The organism is Tropheryma whipplei str. Twist, assembly GCF_000007485.1.
GTDB classification, from domain to species: domain Bacteria; phylum Actinomycetota; class Actinomycetes; order Actinomycetales; family Microbacteriaceae; genus Tropheryma; species Tropheryma whipplei.
Window position 1 is genome coordinate 16,358 of the sequence record NC_004572.3, and the last position, 13,335, is coordinate 29,692.

General features: G+C 47.4%; 13 protein-coding genes. 7 read left to right on the plus strand and 6 right to left on the minus strand.

Going from position 1 to position 13,335, the window contains the following annotated elements; all coding sequences use genetic code 11:
* Window positions 1–36: 36 nt before the first annotated feature.
* Both TWT_RS00095 and TWT_RS00100 read right to left on the minus strand, forming a co-directional pair.
* Window positions 37–1,689 (minus strand): phospho-sugar mutase, encoded by a 1,653-nt coding sequence (locus TWT_RS00095; RefSeq protein ID WP_011095990.1) that lies wholly within the window; start codon window positions 1,687–1,689, stop codon window positions 37–39.
* A gap of 12 nt (window positions 1,690–1,701) precedes the next feature.
* A complete protein-coding gene (locus TWT_RS00100) occupies window positions 1,702–2,535 on the minus strand; it encodes a purine-nucleoside phosphorylase (protein ID WP_011095991.1) in 834 nt (277 codons plus the stop codon).
* 80 nt (window positions 2,536–2,615) lie between these two features.
* Here TWT_RS00100 and TWT_RS00105 point away from each other — a divergent pair, with 80 nt between their 5' ends.
* On the plus strand, window positions 2,616–4,013 hold the full coding sequence (locus TWT_RS00105) for an NAD(P)H-quinone dehydrogenase (RefSeq protein WP_011095992.1): 1,398 nt from the start codon (window positions 2,616–2,618) through the stop codon (window positions 4,011–4,013).
* Between the two features lie 68 nt (window positions 4,014–4,081).
* Here the strand turns inward: TWT_RS00105 and TWT_RS00110 are convergent, their stop codons facing one another.
* Window positions 4,082–5,857: an acetyl/propionyl/methylcrotonyl-CoA carboxylase subunit alpha gene (locus tag TWT_RS00110; RefSeq protein WP_011095993.1), complete on the minus strand. Its 1,776-nt coding sequence runs from the start codon at window positions 5,855–5,857 to the stop codon at window positions 4,082–4,084.
* Window positions 5,858–6,082: 225 nt separating this feature from the next.
* On the opposite strand from TWT_RS00110, the gene TWT_RS05120 reads away from it, so the two are divergent.
* From TWT_RS05120 to TWT_RS00125, 3 genes are all read left to right on the plus strand, one after another.
* Window positions 6,083–6,211: a hypothetical protein gene (locus TWT_RS05120; protein ID WP_272940635.1), complete on the plus strand. Its 129-nt coding sequence runs from the start codon at window positions 6,083–6,085 to the stop codon at window positions 6,209–6,211.
* A gap of 118 nt (window positions 6,212–6,329) precedes the next feature.
* The gene (locus tag TWT_RS00120; RefSeq protein ID WP_011102302.1) at window positions 6,330–6,782 is read left to right on the plus strand and encodes a hypothetical protein; all 453 of its coding nucleotides are present in this window, start codon (window positions 6,330–6,332) and stop codon (window positions 6,780–6,782) included.
* Between the two features lie 15 nt (window positions 6,783–6,797).
* Window positions 6,798–7,193 (plus strand): hypothetical protein, encoded by a 396-nt coding sequence (locus tag TWT_RS00125; RefSeq protein ID WP_011095996.1) that lies wholly within the window; start codon window positions 6,798–6,800, stop codon window positions 7,191–7,193.
* A gap of 535 nt (window positions 7,194–7,728) precedes the next feature.
* Here TWT_RS00125 and TWT_RS00130 read toward each other — a convergent pair.
* On the minus strand, window positions 7,729–9,306 hold the full coding sequence (locus TWT_RS00130; protein WP_011095998.1) for an acyl-CoA carboxylase subunit beta: 1,578 nt from the start codon (window positions 9,304–9,306) through the stop codon (window positions 7,729–7,731).
* A gap of 61 nt (window positions 9,307–9,367) precedes the next feature.
* Between TWT_RS00130 and TWT_RS00135 the strand changes: the two genes are divergently transcribed.
* Window positions 9,368–10,114, plus strand: a complete 747-nt coding sequence (locus TWT_RS00135; protein WP_011095999.1) for a biotin--[acetyl-CoA-carboxylase] ligase — start codon at window positions 9,368–9,370, stop codon at window positions 10,112–10,114.
* 76 nt (window positions 10,115–10,190) lie between these two features.
* Here the strand turns inward: TWT_RS00135 and TWT_RS00140 are convergent, their stop codons facing one another.
* Window positions 10,191–10,613 carry a GtrA family protein gene (locus TWT_RS00140; protein ID WP_158304817.1) on the minus strand — a complete coding sequence of 141 codons (423 nt, stop codon included), beginning with the start codon at window positions 10,611–10,613 and terminating at the stop codon, window positions 10,191–10,193.
* A 70-nt stretch (window positions 10,614–10,683) separates the two neighbouring features.
* Between TWT_RS00140 and TWT_RS00145 the strand changes: the two genes are divergently transcribed.
* Window positions 10,684–11,886 (plus strand): 5-(carboxyamino)imidazole ribonucleotide synthase, encoded by a 1,203-nt coding sequence (locus tag TWT_RS00145; RefSeq protein WP_230440397.1) that lies wholly within the window; start codon window positions 10,684–10,686, stop codon window positions 11,884–11,886.
* 78 nt (window positions 11,887–11,964) lie between these two features.
* Window positions 11,965–12,507, plus strand: a complete 543-nt coding sequence (gene purE / locus TWT_RS00150) for a 5-(carboxyamino)imidazole ribonucleotide mutase (RefSeq protein WP_011096002.1) — start codon at window positions 11,965–11,967, stop codon at window positions 12,505–12,507.
* 224 nt (window positions 12,508–12,731) lie between these two features.
* On the opposite strand, the gene TWT_RS00155 is transcribed toward purE, so the two are convergent.
* A complete protein-coding gene (locus TWT_RS00155; RefSeq protein WP_011102305.1) occupies window positions 12,732–13,154 on the minus strand; it encodes a hypothetical protein in 423 nt (140 codons plus the stop codon).
* Window positions 13,155–13,335 lie beyond the last annotated feature (181 nt).

The window sequence follows — 13,335 nt, forward strand, 5'->3', positions numbered from 1 at the left end:
TCAGGGACTACTGTCATGTACGCTGTGCCTGGTGGCCTAGTTTTCTGCGCCACCACGGCGGCTTGTTTCGCATAAGAGGTTTTTGCAGGCATAAGTTAGCTCCGACAGAAGCTGCTCGGCGCCATCGGGCGTCTTAGCAACACTGTCTATGTAACACTTTAGTTTTAATTCCGTTCCACTTGGCCTAACTATTAGTCGCCCAAACAGATCATCAATATCTTGTCCCAGATTAAACTCAAGCAGATCCACCGGCGGGCTCCCGAACAGTAGATCACGATATTTTGTTACTCTAAATCGACCAATTTTGTTCAGCGATTCTGCTCTAAGGTTTTGCATAACAGCCTGCACACTATCAAGTGATGCCATGCGAACGGCATACTGGGTGCTCCTAAAATACCCAAGCTTGCTTTGCAGGTCATCTAGACAATCTCTGAGGCTTCGACCTTGGGCCTTTTGAGAGGCAGCTATGGTGGCAATGGCGGCGCCGGCCGATAGGCCATCTTTGTCCCTTACAAGCTCTGGATGAATCATGTACCCCAAGGCCTCTTCAAAACCAAAACAGATATCTGGCACACGCGCAACCCATTTAAATCCGGTTGGCGTCTCCACATGTTGCATTCCGTAGGTCTCAGCTATACGGCGCATTATCGGTGAAGAAACCATGCTGTTTGACAGTACCCCGTGACCGCGTTGCATGCGCGCAATTTCAACACCAAGTAGGGCGCCTATTTCATTACCAGTAAAAACCTTTCCATCCGGATGTGCAACTGCAACCCGATCGGCATCGGGGTCATTAGCAATGATTATGTCACACTCTGCAAGCCGTGCTGTTTCAAATGCTAAATCCAATGCACCCTTTTCTTCTGGGTTTGGAAACGGCAAGGTTGGAAATGCCGGGTCTGGCATTTTTTGCTCTTCAACGAACACCAGGTTGTGGAAACCCAATTTTTCCATGAGGCGTACAAAGATCTCGTGACCAACACCATGCATAGCTGTGTGGCATATCTTTAGATCAGCCTTTGGTGAGCCAAACTGTCGCTTAATTGCTTTTGCTGTACGGGACAGGTAGGCCTCGATAATCTCCTCATCAAGAATTCCGTAACTATCTTTCATTGGTATATCGCTATACGCGACTTCATCTCTCAAATTTTTGGCAATTTTTGCCGCTGCAGTATCAGGTATTTGTGCACCCTTGTCTTCTCCTCCGAGATACACTTTGTACCCGTTGTATTCGCGGGGATTATGGGAGGCGGTTACCATAACCCCCGCAGCAGCACCAAGCTGCCGCACTGCAAATGCCAAAAGGGGTGTTGGTAGAGCCCTTGGCATAATCAGAGCTGTTATATCGTAACTGCTAGCAATCCGCGCAGTATTTCTTGCCCAGAGCTGTGAATTGTATCTTCCGTCATAGCCAATAACCAGCGTTCTGCCCCGGTTTTCTTCTAAAAGAAATTGAGACAGTGCATTTGCAGCCTGCGCCGTCACGACGGCATTCACGCGATTAAATCCAGCACCCTGCGGTGCCCTTAGTCCTGCAGTTCCGAACTCCAGCGTCTTAGACAGCCTCTCTTCGAGCTCACGCACGTCACCAGTTTTTTCACTTTCAGCCAGAAGTCTGCGCATTTCCAAGCGTGTGATCGCCACCGGATCATTCTCAATCCACAAGCTTGCCTTCCGCAGAATATTCATATGGCTACCCTGTTATTTCCTGCCCGATAGATCTTGCCCGATGTCACGAATGAGCTCTACGAGAAATGCTGAAGTTTTTTGTCTAGCCTGTTCGCTTACAGTCAGCACTTCATCATGGCTCAATTGTCCTGTACCTATTCCCGCCGCAAGGTTTGTCACAAGAGACAACCCCACAACATTCATCTTTAGTGACTTTGCCATTATTGCCTCAAGGGCTGTCGACATTCCGACAAGATCTGCGCCGATAGTTCTCAACATTTTCACCTCAGCCGGTGTTTCGTACTGAGGACCCGGCATTTGCGCGTACACCCCTTGAGGGATATTGGGGGCCATTTGCAGGATTTTTTGCCTGAGTGCGGCCGTATAAATATCGCTCATATCGCAAAAATTTGCCCCGCTTAGAGGAGATTTTCCGGTCAGATTGATATGGTCCTTTATTACTACCACCTCTCCAGGACCCCAATCAGGCACTGTGCTTCCCGCGCCATTGGTAAGGATTGCCACCCTCGCCCCCGCTGCATGGGCGGTTTTGATGCCATGCACCACAGCCTCAGGGCCATGTCCTTGGTAGAGATGAGTCCTCGCGCCTATTACAAGAACATATACTCCGCACGTAAGTCGAATGGAGGTCAGAACACCGCTGTGGCCAGCCAAAACGGGAGGGAAAAACCCGTGTATATCTTGCGCGGGGATTGTTGTAATAAGCTCACCGAGGTTGGATACAGCATCAACCCAGCCGCTACCCAAAGTAACGGCGATGTCATGCCGGGCAATACCTGTTATATCTGCAATCTGTTTTGCAGCTAATGTAGCAGCGGTGAGTTCAGTATTGCAGATATCTTCCATGGCGGCTGATTTCCAGGATAATCCAACAAGAACACCGCCGTCAAGCAGCACTATACTTGAGTCTGGTAAGAAGGCTGAGAGTGTCTGTCAAGAAAAATCATAAAATAGTTGTTATTGGCGGTGGCCCAGGTGGTTATTCAGCGGCTCTGAGCGGTGCCCTGCTTGGCGCTGATGTTGTGCTGATTGAGAATCAGGCTGTCGGCGGGTCTGCGACTTTAACAGACGTTGTTCCCTCAAAAACACTTATTGCCTCGGCAGAGCGGGCTGTTTTTGTTGCCCAGGGTGCTGATTTTGGTATTCGTTTTCAGAACTGCGTTTCAGCCGATATAGGGCACATAAACCGGCGAATTATGGATCTTACCAGAGCTCAAAGTGCTGATATGTTCTCGACCTTGACTGGTGCTGGGGTTAGGGTAGTTTATGGCCATGCCGCTTTGGATGGACCGAATCGGGTTCTTGTATCGGTGTCAGGTCAAGAGAAATATGAGTTCTTTGCAAATACGGTTGTTGTTGCAACAGGTTCTAGTCCAAGGGTTTTACCAAATGCCATTCCTGACGGGAAGAGAATACTTACATGGAAACAGCTTTATACCCTTGAGCAGGTTCCTGAGCATATCATTGTAGTTGGCTCGGGCGTGACTGGCGCTGAATTTGCATCAGCTTTCAGGAATTTAGGAAGCGAAGTTACACTGGTTTCCAGCAGGGACAGGGTGTTACCTGGGGGAGATGAAGATGCTGCAGATTTGATTCAGGAAGTTTTTATAAATTCGGGAATGAAACTGCTCAACCGGGCACGTGCTCAAGCCGCCGCAGCCTGCAATGGGGGTGTTGTGGTAACCCTTACCGACGGTACAGAGGTGCGCGGGACCCATTGCCTAATGGCTGTTGGCAGTGTTCCTAATACTTCTGGGATTGGTTTAGAAACAGCGAATATTGCACTGAATCCAGCAGGGCGAATTACGGTAAATAGAGTGGCCTGTTCAAGCGTTCCCGGGGTATATGCGGCAGGGGACTGTTCGGATTTTTTACCCCTTGCATCTGTTGCCGAGATGCAAGGCCAGGTTGCCGTTTATCACGCAATGGGGGAGAATGCTAATCCAATTGAACTTAAAAATTTAGCCTCAACAGTTTTTACAACCCCGGAAATTGCCACTGTTGGTAGGTCCGAGAAGGCTATAGACAAAGCCAGGGCCACCGCCCTGAAGGTTGACTTAGCAACAAATTCCCGTGCAAAAATTCTGGGTATAAAGACGGGCTTCGTTAAGATGATTGTATCTCGTGAAACAGGCACCGTACTTGGCGGTGTTGTTGTTGCACCAAATGCAAGTGACTTAATTTTTCCAATATCGGTTGCTGTTCAAAATCGCCTTAGCGCTGATCAATTATCACAAAGCTTTGCCGTCTATCCGTCCCTAACAATATCTTTGTGGCACGCAGCCCGCGCTTCGCACGTGAGAACCGACAGCGCGTCGCCCTGATCTCTTCCGAAATCTGACATTCTGGGCAGCGCTCTGGCAGCGCCTTGCAATGGGGTGTGTATTTTTTTTCAAACCTTCTTCAAGCGTAACAATTCGTGACCGCTTGGCACTGTCTCGCCTGTGTGCGCGTTGATTTTTTCAACTACCCCATCTCGTGGGGCCACTATCGGCTGTTCCATTTTCATGGCCTCAAGCACGATTAACAGGTCGTCTTTTTTGACGGACTGGCCTTCCGTAACATTTACTTTCACAACAACCGCTTGCATTGGCGAAAAAATAGAATCGGGGTTCTTCTCCTGTGTTTTCTGTCTGAAATTGTGCCCTACCCGCCTGCCGGGAGGTTTTTGCCTTTCTGTGGGATATTCCCCTATGGGGGATGGCAGGCGCACTCTAATTTGTTTTCTGTTTACCTCAACAATTATTTCTCTTAAATTTTTTGATACAGACAGAGTGTCTTGTATATCCGGCACCGTACTTGCATCAGTTTGCTTGTTAACTAGCTTGCTATATTCGTTTTCCACCCAACCCGTATACATCCCTCCATTTATGAAGTCGGGTTGATTGAGAATATTCCTGTGGAACGGAATAAGCGTTGTCACACCGTCAATTACAAACTCATCAAGAGCCCGCCTGGCACGTGCCAAAGCGCATTCCCTATTGTTTCCCGTAACAATGAGTTTGCACAGCAGAGAATCAAAGGCTGCCCCTATTGTATCGCCCGCCTTTATTCCACTATCAATACGAATTCCTAGACCGCCAGGGGGTTCGAATTTTACAACCTTCCCATGTCTCGGCATAAAACCACTGTTTGCATCCTCAGCATTTATCCTAAACTCCAGACTATGTCCTTTGTATACGGGTGTTTCAAGGTTTTTGAGCAGCTTTCCCTCAGCTATATTTATCTGCTCCAGAACGAGATCAATTCCGGTTATCTCTTCTGTTACTGGGTGTTCAACTTGAAGCCTTGCATTAACTTCCAGAAAAAATATTTTCCCATCTTGGTCAATGAGAAATTCGCAGGTGCCTGCACCTGAATATTCAGCTGCTTTCATAACAGCCTTGCTCGCGGTGATAAGGGTTTCTTCTTGTTTATCTGTCAGCGTGTAGGCGGGCGCTTCTTCAATTAGTTTTTGGTGTCTGCGCTGCACGGAACAGTCTCGCGTGGAAACGACTTGTACATTGCCAAACAGATCAGCCAGACATTGTGTTTCTACATGTCGTGGTCTATCAATATATTTTTCTATGAAACATTCCTTGTTTCCGAATGCCGCCTGCGCTTCACGTTGTGCTGATGCGAAAAGCTCATCTATATTCTTTTTTTGTTTTACAACTTTCATGCCAAGACCACCACCGCCATACGCAGCCTTTATTGCAATTGGAAGTCCATACTTGTCTGCAAAATTATGCACTTCAGATGCACAAGAGACCACATGTTCGCCACCCGGGGGGACCGGCACTCCAACCTGTTCTGCAATCTTTCGTGCCGATAATTTGTCTGCCAGGAGCGCTATGACCCCTGCGCGTGGACCGACCCATGTAATACCCGCACTTGATACCGCTTCAGCAAATTCGGGGCTTTCGGCAAGAAAGCCGTATCCCGGATGTATTCCATCTGCCCGACTGAGTTTTGCTATATCGAGTATTTTCTCTATGTTTAGGTAGGTTTCGGCAGCGGTTTCACCCTCCAGGCAGTAAGCTTCATCCGCAAGTTGAGTATGTACCGCATCCCTGTCTTGATCCGAATATATTGCAATGGAGGCAATTGCTTTATCGCGACAGGCACGTATAACCCTTACCGCTATTTCGCCGCGGTTCGCTATCAATAGTCGGGTTATTTTTTTCATATATCTAGTAGCCAGCCTTGATTGTGTACCTAATGCGTGTTACCGCGCTGCTTGGCATCCCGCCTATTCCAGGCACAGACCCGGTGGGGTGTATCCCGACTCGGGGTCGTGACAGATTAGCGTGCCCATTGCCTACATATCAGTGGTTCGTACTTTCGCGGCAGCAGTGTACCACCCGATGGCCAACTGCGCGTGGACCATACTCTTATATTCCAGTTGTTTTTTGTGTTTCTTTCATTGCAACAATCAGTCGTTTTATTTATTGCCTTGCTATTCACGTCACGGCAGGATTCCGACTCAATAAACATTATCGCCGCAAGGGCTGCGGCAGTCTCTTCTTCTCTGCTTAGGTGAATCACTCTCAGTAGTGTACACGCCCAATGTGTGGCATATCTGTATTGGGCGTACATATAGGTTGTATGCGCCCGTGATATACTGTCTGTGGTGAATTCTGGTCTTTGTTGAGGTTGATGTGCCGGGTACTGCCAAAATTGCTGCGTTTGCCGCCCTGGCCTCTGTCTTTGTCATGTTGACCATTGCCCAACCTGCTAGCGCGCGGGGTGGCTTGGGAAATATTTCTGTCGTCGCCGGCCCCGGCGGCACTTACAGTATTACGGCCACTGTTCGTATGGATTTCGATCCGGGAAAGTGTGTAATAGGCGCGATAAATAAAGTTTTTAGCGTTGACAGTATTAGCACTACTGTTGGTTTTACCTTACTGGACAAGATGGTGAAGGTCCTGAAGGTTTCTATAAAGCTAACTCGCCTTATCAACTTTTCCAGCAGTGTCCTGACTGCAATTGTTACTGGTTGTCGGGGTATTGTCTCGACTGAAACGCCTGTACATCCTGTGCCCATTGTAAGCTCGGATTGCAGTGCATATGACATGGGGCATAAACTTGGCTATCGTTGTCAGAGGAGGTAGGTCATACTACGTTCTTTGTGGCGTAAGCTAGCCTCAGTCCCTGCACTAATTATTTATCTGGCATTTGTGCCGGTTTTGACAGTAGCCGCGGAGATTTATGTTCTCACGGGTTATAGCCTGCCGTGGCTTGGCATTCCCGCCTTTGCTCTCGTTATTATCACAATTAACTCAGGTTTATTGCCCAATCGTGATGTGTCTCCAAGCCGATTGGCCAGGCTTGCAGTCTATCTCGCTCTAGCTGCTCTAATTGTGTTTGTCGTCGTTTGTATGACTATCTATTTTACCGTCGGCTTATCTCGATTAGCCCGTTTTGATGTCTTAGCTCCTTTTGTGCTGGGTTATCTTCTGGCAAGTGCGTTGTCAGTTGAGCTATGTTATAAGTTGAAAGCGAAGAAATCAGGCAAGGTATAACAGTTTTTCGTTCAATGCCTGTCATGGGTAATTTCTCACTACATTTCCAAGCCTTATCCCTTGCCCGCGCAACCGGTAACCCATCCCTGCGAGACCTATGGCGTATGAGCTGCATAACCTGTTACATTGCGCTGTGCCATATGACCTTCTTGTGTTTAGCCGTTATATCGCTTTTACCGTGGTGGCCGTAAGTCCCATATTCTGGCTTATACCCGGCAATTATGCTTTACTATGATGCCACGGCGACGGTTATGTCTATTCTCACAGGGCTTGCATTCCTCTGTTGTATCTTTTACGGGCCAGTTGCTTCTTGTGTCGGGAGCAAAAGTACATTTCAGGCCAAATGACTGATTAAAGCATTATTCTCAATTCACTCACTATTCTCAATTCACTCACACTGTGTATTTCACGCTATGTATGCGGTAAATGTACGTAGTAATAAAATTTCGCAATACACGCATTCTGCCCTTGCTTAACGGCGCAAGGGTTTGATGGGCACCAAAGCGCCCCTTATGTCCAACCGAACAGGCATCAATTACAGTGGTATGCTTCCGTGCTTTCTGTCTATTTGTTTGTAACGCTTCGTTCTGATGGTTTGAAAGGCTGTAGCAATCGCAATTCGCGTTTGTGCTGGCTCTATAATCGCATCCAGATATCCTCTCTGGGCGGCAATAAAAGGATTGGCAAATTTATCGGTGTACTCTTTGACCAATTTCTCTTTCATTGGATTTGCGTCTTCACCGGCTTGCACGAGCCGCTTTATATCATTTCTATAGAGAATATTCACAGCACCCTGGGCGCCCATGACGGCAATTTCTGCTGATGGCCATGCAAGGTTTATATCGGCACCTAACGCTTTTGAGCCCATTACTATATAGGCCCCGCCATACGCCTTACGCAGGATAATTGTCACCATCGGTACAGTTGCCTCGGAATAAGCATAGAGAAGCTTCGCACCGCGCCTGATAATACCTGTCCATTCCTGCTCTGTCCCGGGTAAATATCCCGGCACATCAACCAGTGTCAGAATAGGAATTGAAAAAGCGTCACAAAAGCGAACAAACCGTGCAGCTTTCTCACTTGCATTTATATCCAAAGCCCCTGCCATATGCGCAGGCTGATTCGCAACAATACCGATCGAAAAGCCTGATATTCGCGCAAAACCGATGATGACATTCTTTGCGTATGCGGATTGAATTTCCAGAAAATTGCCATCATCAACAATTCGCTCTATGACAAACTGCATATCATAAGGCTTATTTGGATTCTCGGGCACAATTGAATTTAGTTCAAGGTCACTCTCCTCCGTATGAATATCCTGTGGCCATGTGGGAGGGTCTGACATGTTATTACTGGGCAGAAACCCAATCAGCTCCCGGGCGTATGCAATTGCGTCATCTTCGCTATGAGCCATATAGTGCGAGACGCCAGAGGTGGCGTTATGCATATTGGCACCACCAAGATCCTCAAAAGTCACCTCTTCTCCTGTAACTGCTTTTATAACATCAGGTCCCGTGATGAACATATAGCTGATCTGGTCCACCATAATTACAAAATCTGTAAGTGCCGGTGAGTAGCATGCCCCACCTGCCGCAGGCCCCATAACTATTGAGATTTGTGGAATAATTCCGCTCGCCGCAACATTTCGCTTGAATATTTCTCCGTATTTAGTAAGCGCCGCAATTCCCTCCTGTATCCTGGCTCCACCGGAATCAAGGAGACCTATTACGGGTATTCCTGCAGACATTGCCAGGTCCATAGTTTTTACTATTTTCCTGCCGGCCACTTCTCCGAGTGACCCACCGAAAACCGTGAAATCCTGAGAATATACCGCAACTTTCCTGCCGTCTATTGAGCCAAAACCTGTGACGACAGAGTCGCCATAAGGGTGGTTTTTTTCGATACCAAATCCACTTGCGCTGTGCATGGCAAACTGGTCTATTTCAGTAAACGAGTTTTCGTCAAGCAGTTTATCTATACGCTCCCGGGCGGTCATCTTCCCTTTTGAGTGTTGTTTTTCCTTCGCAGAATCCTCACGCAAAGTGACTGCTACTTCGTATGCCTGCCTGTACTTCTCTAGCCCCCTACTGGATTCGTCAAAATTATCGGTCATCAGGGTACTCTATCCTCGATTCATTTTTTTGTTGGCATTTGTTTTGTTCTAATATTCTTTCATGTTCCCTTGTGTATTTCTAGACACTGTTGGATCAACAAACCTTTACCTTCTTGAATTGCTAAAAGCCAAGGATCTCGATGACTTTTTTGCGGTTTTTACCACGAATCAAACCGCAGGACGTGGTCGCATGGCAAGGTCATGGGAATGCAAGAAAGGGATTGCGTTGTCTGTATTTCTGAAGCACAATTTGCCAGGAGCCTATATTAACTGGCTTCCACTTGTTATTGGACTTGCCGTTGTAAAAGCGGTTAATAAAATGTTAGAAGATGCAACATTGCCGCACAGGGCCGACATAAAATGGCCAAATGATGTTCTGATTAATGGAAAAAAACTGTCTGGAATACTAATCGAGACACCTTCTGATGGTAATGGATTAATCGTTGGTATTGGGCTGAATGTGGCTGTTGCACCTATTGCAACTTCTATTTGCCTAAGGCAAGTAGGACTTCAAGCAAGCCCCAAAGAGGTGGTTTCCGCGCTTCTGGCCGAAATGCATACAATCTATCAACAGCTCATTGCCCTTGCCGCCAAAGACATATCATTTAAAGATTCAGAATGCTTTGGTGAAATTATGCGGTTGTGCTCAACGATCAACAAGACTGTTAGGGTGACGGGCACCAAGACATTTGTAGGTGTTGCGCAAGGGCTTGATTCGCTTGGCAGACTTGTTATTCGTCACAGCGGAGACACTTCGATTGTTTCTGCTGGGGATATCGAGCACCTGCGCGCTATTGACAGTTTGTAAAATTACCAACCCTATCTTCGTCTTTATTTATACATGCCTCACACGTTCTATCTATACATGCCTCATGCGTTTCATCTCATTTACGTTTGGAAAAAACCCAGAAATAGTACCCGATGAATCGCAGAACTGTTGCTAGCGGGAGCCCAACAAGATTGCTTGCAATATTGTCGGCCAGTATTGACGTGAACCCCATGCCGTAGTGGGACACAACAAGACATGCGAGTTGCACAAGCGACCCACCTATCGATACCAGAAAAAATCTCACCGCTTCCCGTAGCACACCATCCCGTCGTAAGCCTCTAAAAACTAAATGACGATTGCCAATCCAATTGAAGGATATTGAAACAATAACCGCAACAGACGCCGCAAGCACTGAGCCGTATGCAATATTTCTGAACCCAAGGAGCATTAATAGGTTGAAAACTAATATATTGACAAATATCCCGGCTATCCCAACAATGCCAAAGGTTGCAATTTGCCTGTATAGAGCTTTATTCACCCGGCAGAATGCCCTTTGTATGTTATCTATTGCACGCATTGCTTCTCCTGCACAGTATAACCTTAGATTGATGTTCGAGAGATTGAGTTGTTCGGTTGGTGTGATTGGTGGAGGTCAACTTGCCAGAATGATGATTGCCCCTGCGCAGGCTCTCGGGGTTGATTTAAAGGTCTTTGCAGATACCCCTGACAGTTCAGCAGCCCTTGCCGCAACGGCTTTTGGCAGTCCTGAAAATGGTGCGGCAGTCCTCGAATTTGCACAGACAGTTGATATTGTGACTTTTGAGCACGAGCTTGTCCCGGCTGATGTTCTGCAACTCTTGGATGAGAGGGGTATTGAGATGCTGCCTCGCCCGCGCGCCTTGCGGTATGCTCAAGATAAATTGGCATTGCGACGCTATCTCGATGAGATTTCAGTAAATCAGCCTGCCTGGGCCGAGGTACGCTCGGAAGGGGATTTAGAACGTTTTATTTCTGAACATGGTGGTTGTGCTGTTGTAAAAACCGGAGGGTATGACGGACGGGGTGTCCAGGTTGTCACGCTGAGCTCTGAGATTGATACTTGCCGCAACGGAGGTTTTCTTGCCGAGGAAAGAATTGATTTTGTCTGCGAAGTATCTCAATTAGTTGCCCGCTCATCCATCGGCGAAATCTGCGTATGGCCGCTTACACAAACAATTCAGGAGAACGGCATATGTGTTCAGACGATAACGCCAGCACTTGGCCTATCGGGCGGGAATGCGCTAAATCAACTCACCACCTTTCACGATGGCAGAACACGCACCCCACACGCGCCGTTACACTCTGAATTGATTACTAAACTCCAGGATTCAGCAAAAACAATCGCCCTTGATATTGCGAGAGGTTTAAATGTTGTTGGCGTTATGGCTGTTGAAATGTTCATTACGCAGGACGGCAAGCTCCTTGTGAACGAACTTGCAATGCGGCCACATAACAGCGGGCATTGGAGCATGGCCGCATCGATTACAGACCAGTTTGAACAACACCTGCGTGCCGTACTCGGCTTGCCGTTGGGTGCAACTGATATGTCTCACAACTGCGCCATAATGGTGAATATATTCAATTCAATTTCGCCCGCTCAATATAGAGAGGTTATGACGCATTGGCCAGACGCGAAGCTTCATATATACAAGAAACAGCCAAGGCCGGGTCGCAAAATCGGTCATGTTGTTTTTGCTGGTGAAGATTTACAACAGCTTGCCATTGCAGCTGAAGAATGCAGGCAATTGCTGAGAGAGTCACATGCGGTGTAAGCAATGCACGTCATGCGTCTCAATGCTGTATACCAATTGCAATATAAGTGACGGTGATACAAATTTGGTGGTTCAAATATGACTGGTAAAAACATCAACGATGAAGGTAGCAAATGCCCCGCTCTTGTTTGGCTCCTAATGGGTTCTGATTCGGATTGGCCCGTTATGTCAGGCGCCGCAGATATCCTGCAGCAGATGAATATATCTTTCAGAGTAAATGTTGTTTCTGCCCATCGCCAGCCGGAAAAGATGATTAGCTGCGCCAAACGCGCTCGTGACATGGGATTCAAAGTTCTGATAGCTGCTGCCGGTGGAGCCGCACACTTGCCCGGAATGCTTGCAAGTGTCACAACTCTCCCTGTTATCGGAGTTCCGGTTGGGCAGAAAAATCTGTCAGGCCTCGATTCTCTTTTATCGATTGTTCAAATGCCCTCTGGTGTTCCGGTGGCCTGTGTCGGCATAGATTCTGCTAAAAACGCTGCCCTTCTGGCCGCAAGGATTTTGGGGGTTCAATCAGCCGACATAGAAGCATCCAGAATAGCAGATAGTTTGTCTGCATATCAGCAAAGCCTGTTTGATCAATCAAATGAAAAGGACAGAATGATAAATGAGCCGAAATAGCAAGTTTTTCGCAAAAATTTTCGGGCACATCTTTGGCCTGTTATTTCCGGCATAAAGTTTTACCAGATCGCCTTACGATTTATGTGTTAGAGTTGCGTATTTCTTGCAGAAATTTCCTCAGCCGCGTGGGGTTCACAATACAACCGTGTAACACAATAAAACCGCGTAACAGCACGGCACGGTGCCCCAAGAGAAAAACCGTAACCCCACGCGAATGAGGACAATCAGGCCTCTAAATGTTTCGGGAAGCGCACGCAGATAAGGCCAATAAGCAGGAGATTTGACATCAACGAAGTCGCTAACAGCAACACGCCATAGAGGAAGGAAAGAGAAAAGCTGACCCCAAATCCCGGGGAGAGAACAAAAAATGCCAAAAACAAAGCTGACAAGAAGAATACAAACACAGCAGAAACACTCCAAACCCGTCTGCTATGCAATATTCTTGGTCGGCGAAAAGACATAAAAGATAGTACGCCGACCGATAAGAGCGCAAAACCGCCCGCAAGGGTCGCGTATGGACTGCTATAGAAATAAAGAATAGAGGCAATAGCAGAAGAGTAAGCAACAAGGGCGAGGGTAACAGCCTCCCACATACCGGGCTTACATGTTACATTTCTTGACATAAACCGCTCCTCCTTCTGAAGCACCTACCCAGCTGACAGGACTTCACGACAATCCACTGCTAAGACAGCCGCCAACTGCACCAATTGCTGTTCCAGCGATGAAGCCAATCGGGCCGAGATACCTCCATGTAAATTCACCATGCCAATGTAACACATTCACATAATCCCAGTAGGCAGTACAGTAACACAACACATGTTACCTAAA

Coding starts and splice junctions, on each gene's coding strand:
- TWT_RS00095 (WP_011095990.1), bottom strand. CDS start 1,689: ATGAATATTCTGCGGAAGGCAAGCTTGTGGATTGAGAATGATCCGGTG.
- TWT_RS00100 (WP_011095991.1), bottom strand. CDS start 2,535: ATGGAAGATATCTGCAATACTGAACTCACCGCTGCTACATTAGCTGCA.
- TWT_RS00110 (WP_011095993.1), bottom strand. CDS start 5,857: ATGAAAAAAATAACCCGACTATTGATAGCGAACCGCGGCGAAATAGCG.
- TWT_RS00130 (WP_011095998.1), bottom strand. CDS start 9,306: ATGACCGATAATTTTGACGAATCCAGTAGGGGGCTAGAGAAGTACAGG.
- TWT_RS00135 (WP_011095999.1), top strand. CDS start 9,368: ATGTTCCCTTGTGTATTTCTAGACACTGTTGGATCAACAAACCTTTAC.
- TWT_RS00145 (WP_230440397.1), top strand. CDS start 10,684: ATGTTCGAGAGATTGAGTTGTTCGGTTGGTGTGATTGGTGGAGGTCAA.
- purE (WP_011096002.1), top strand. CDS start 11,965: ATGACTGGTAAAAACATCAACGATGAAGGTAGCAAATGCCCCGCTCTT.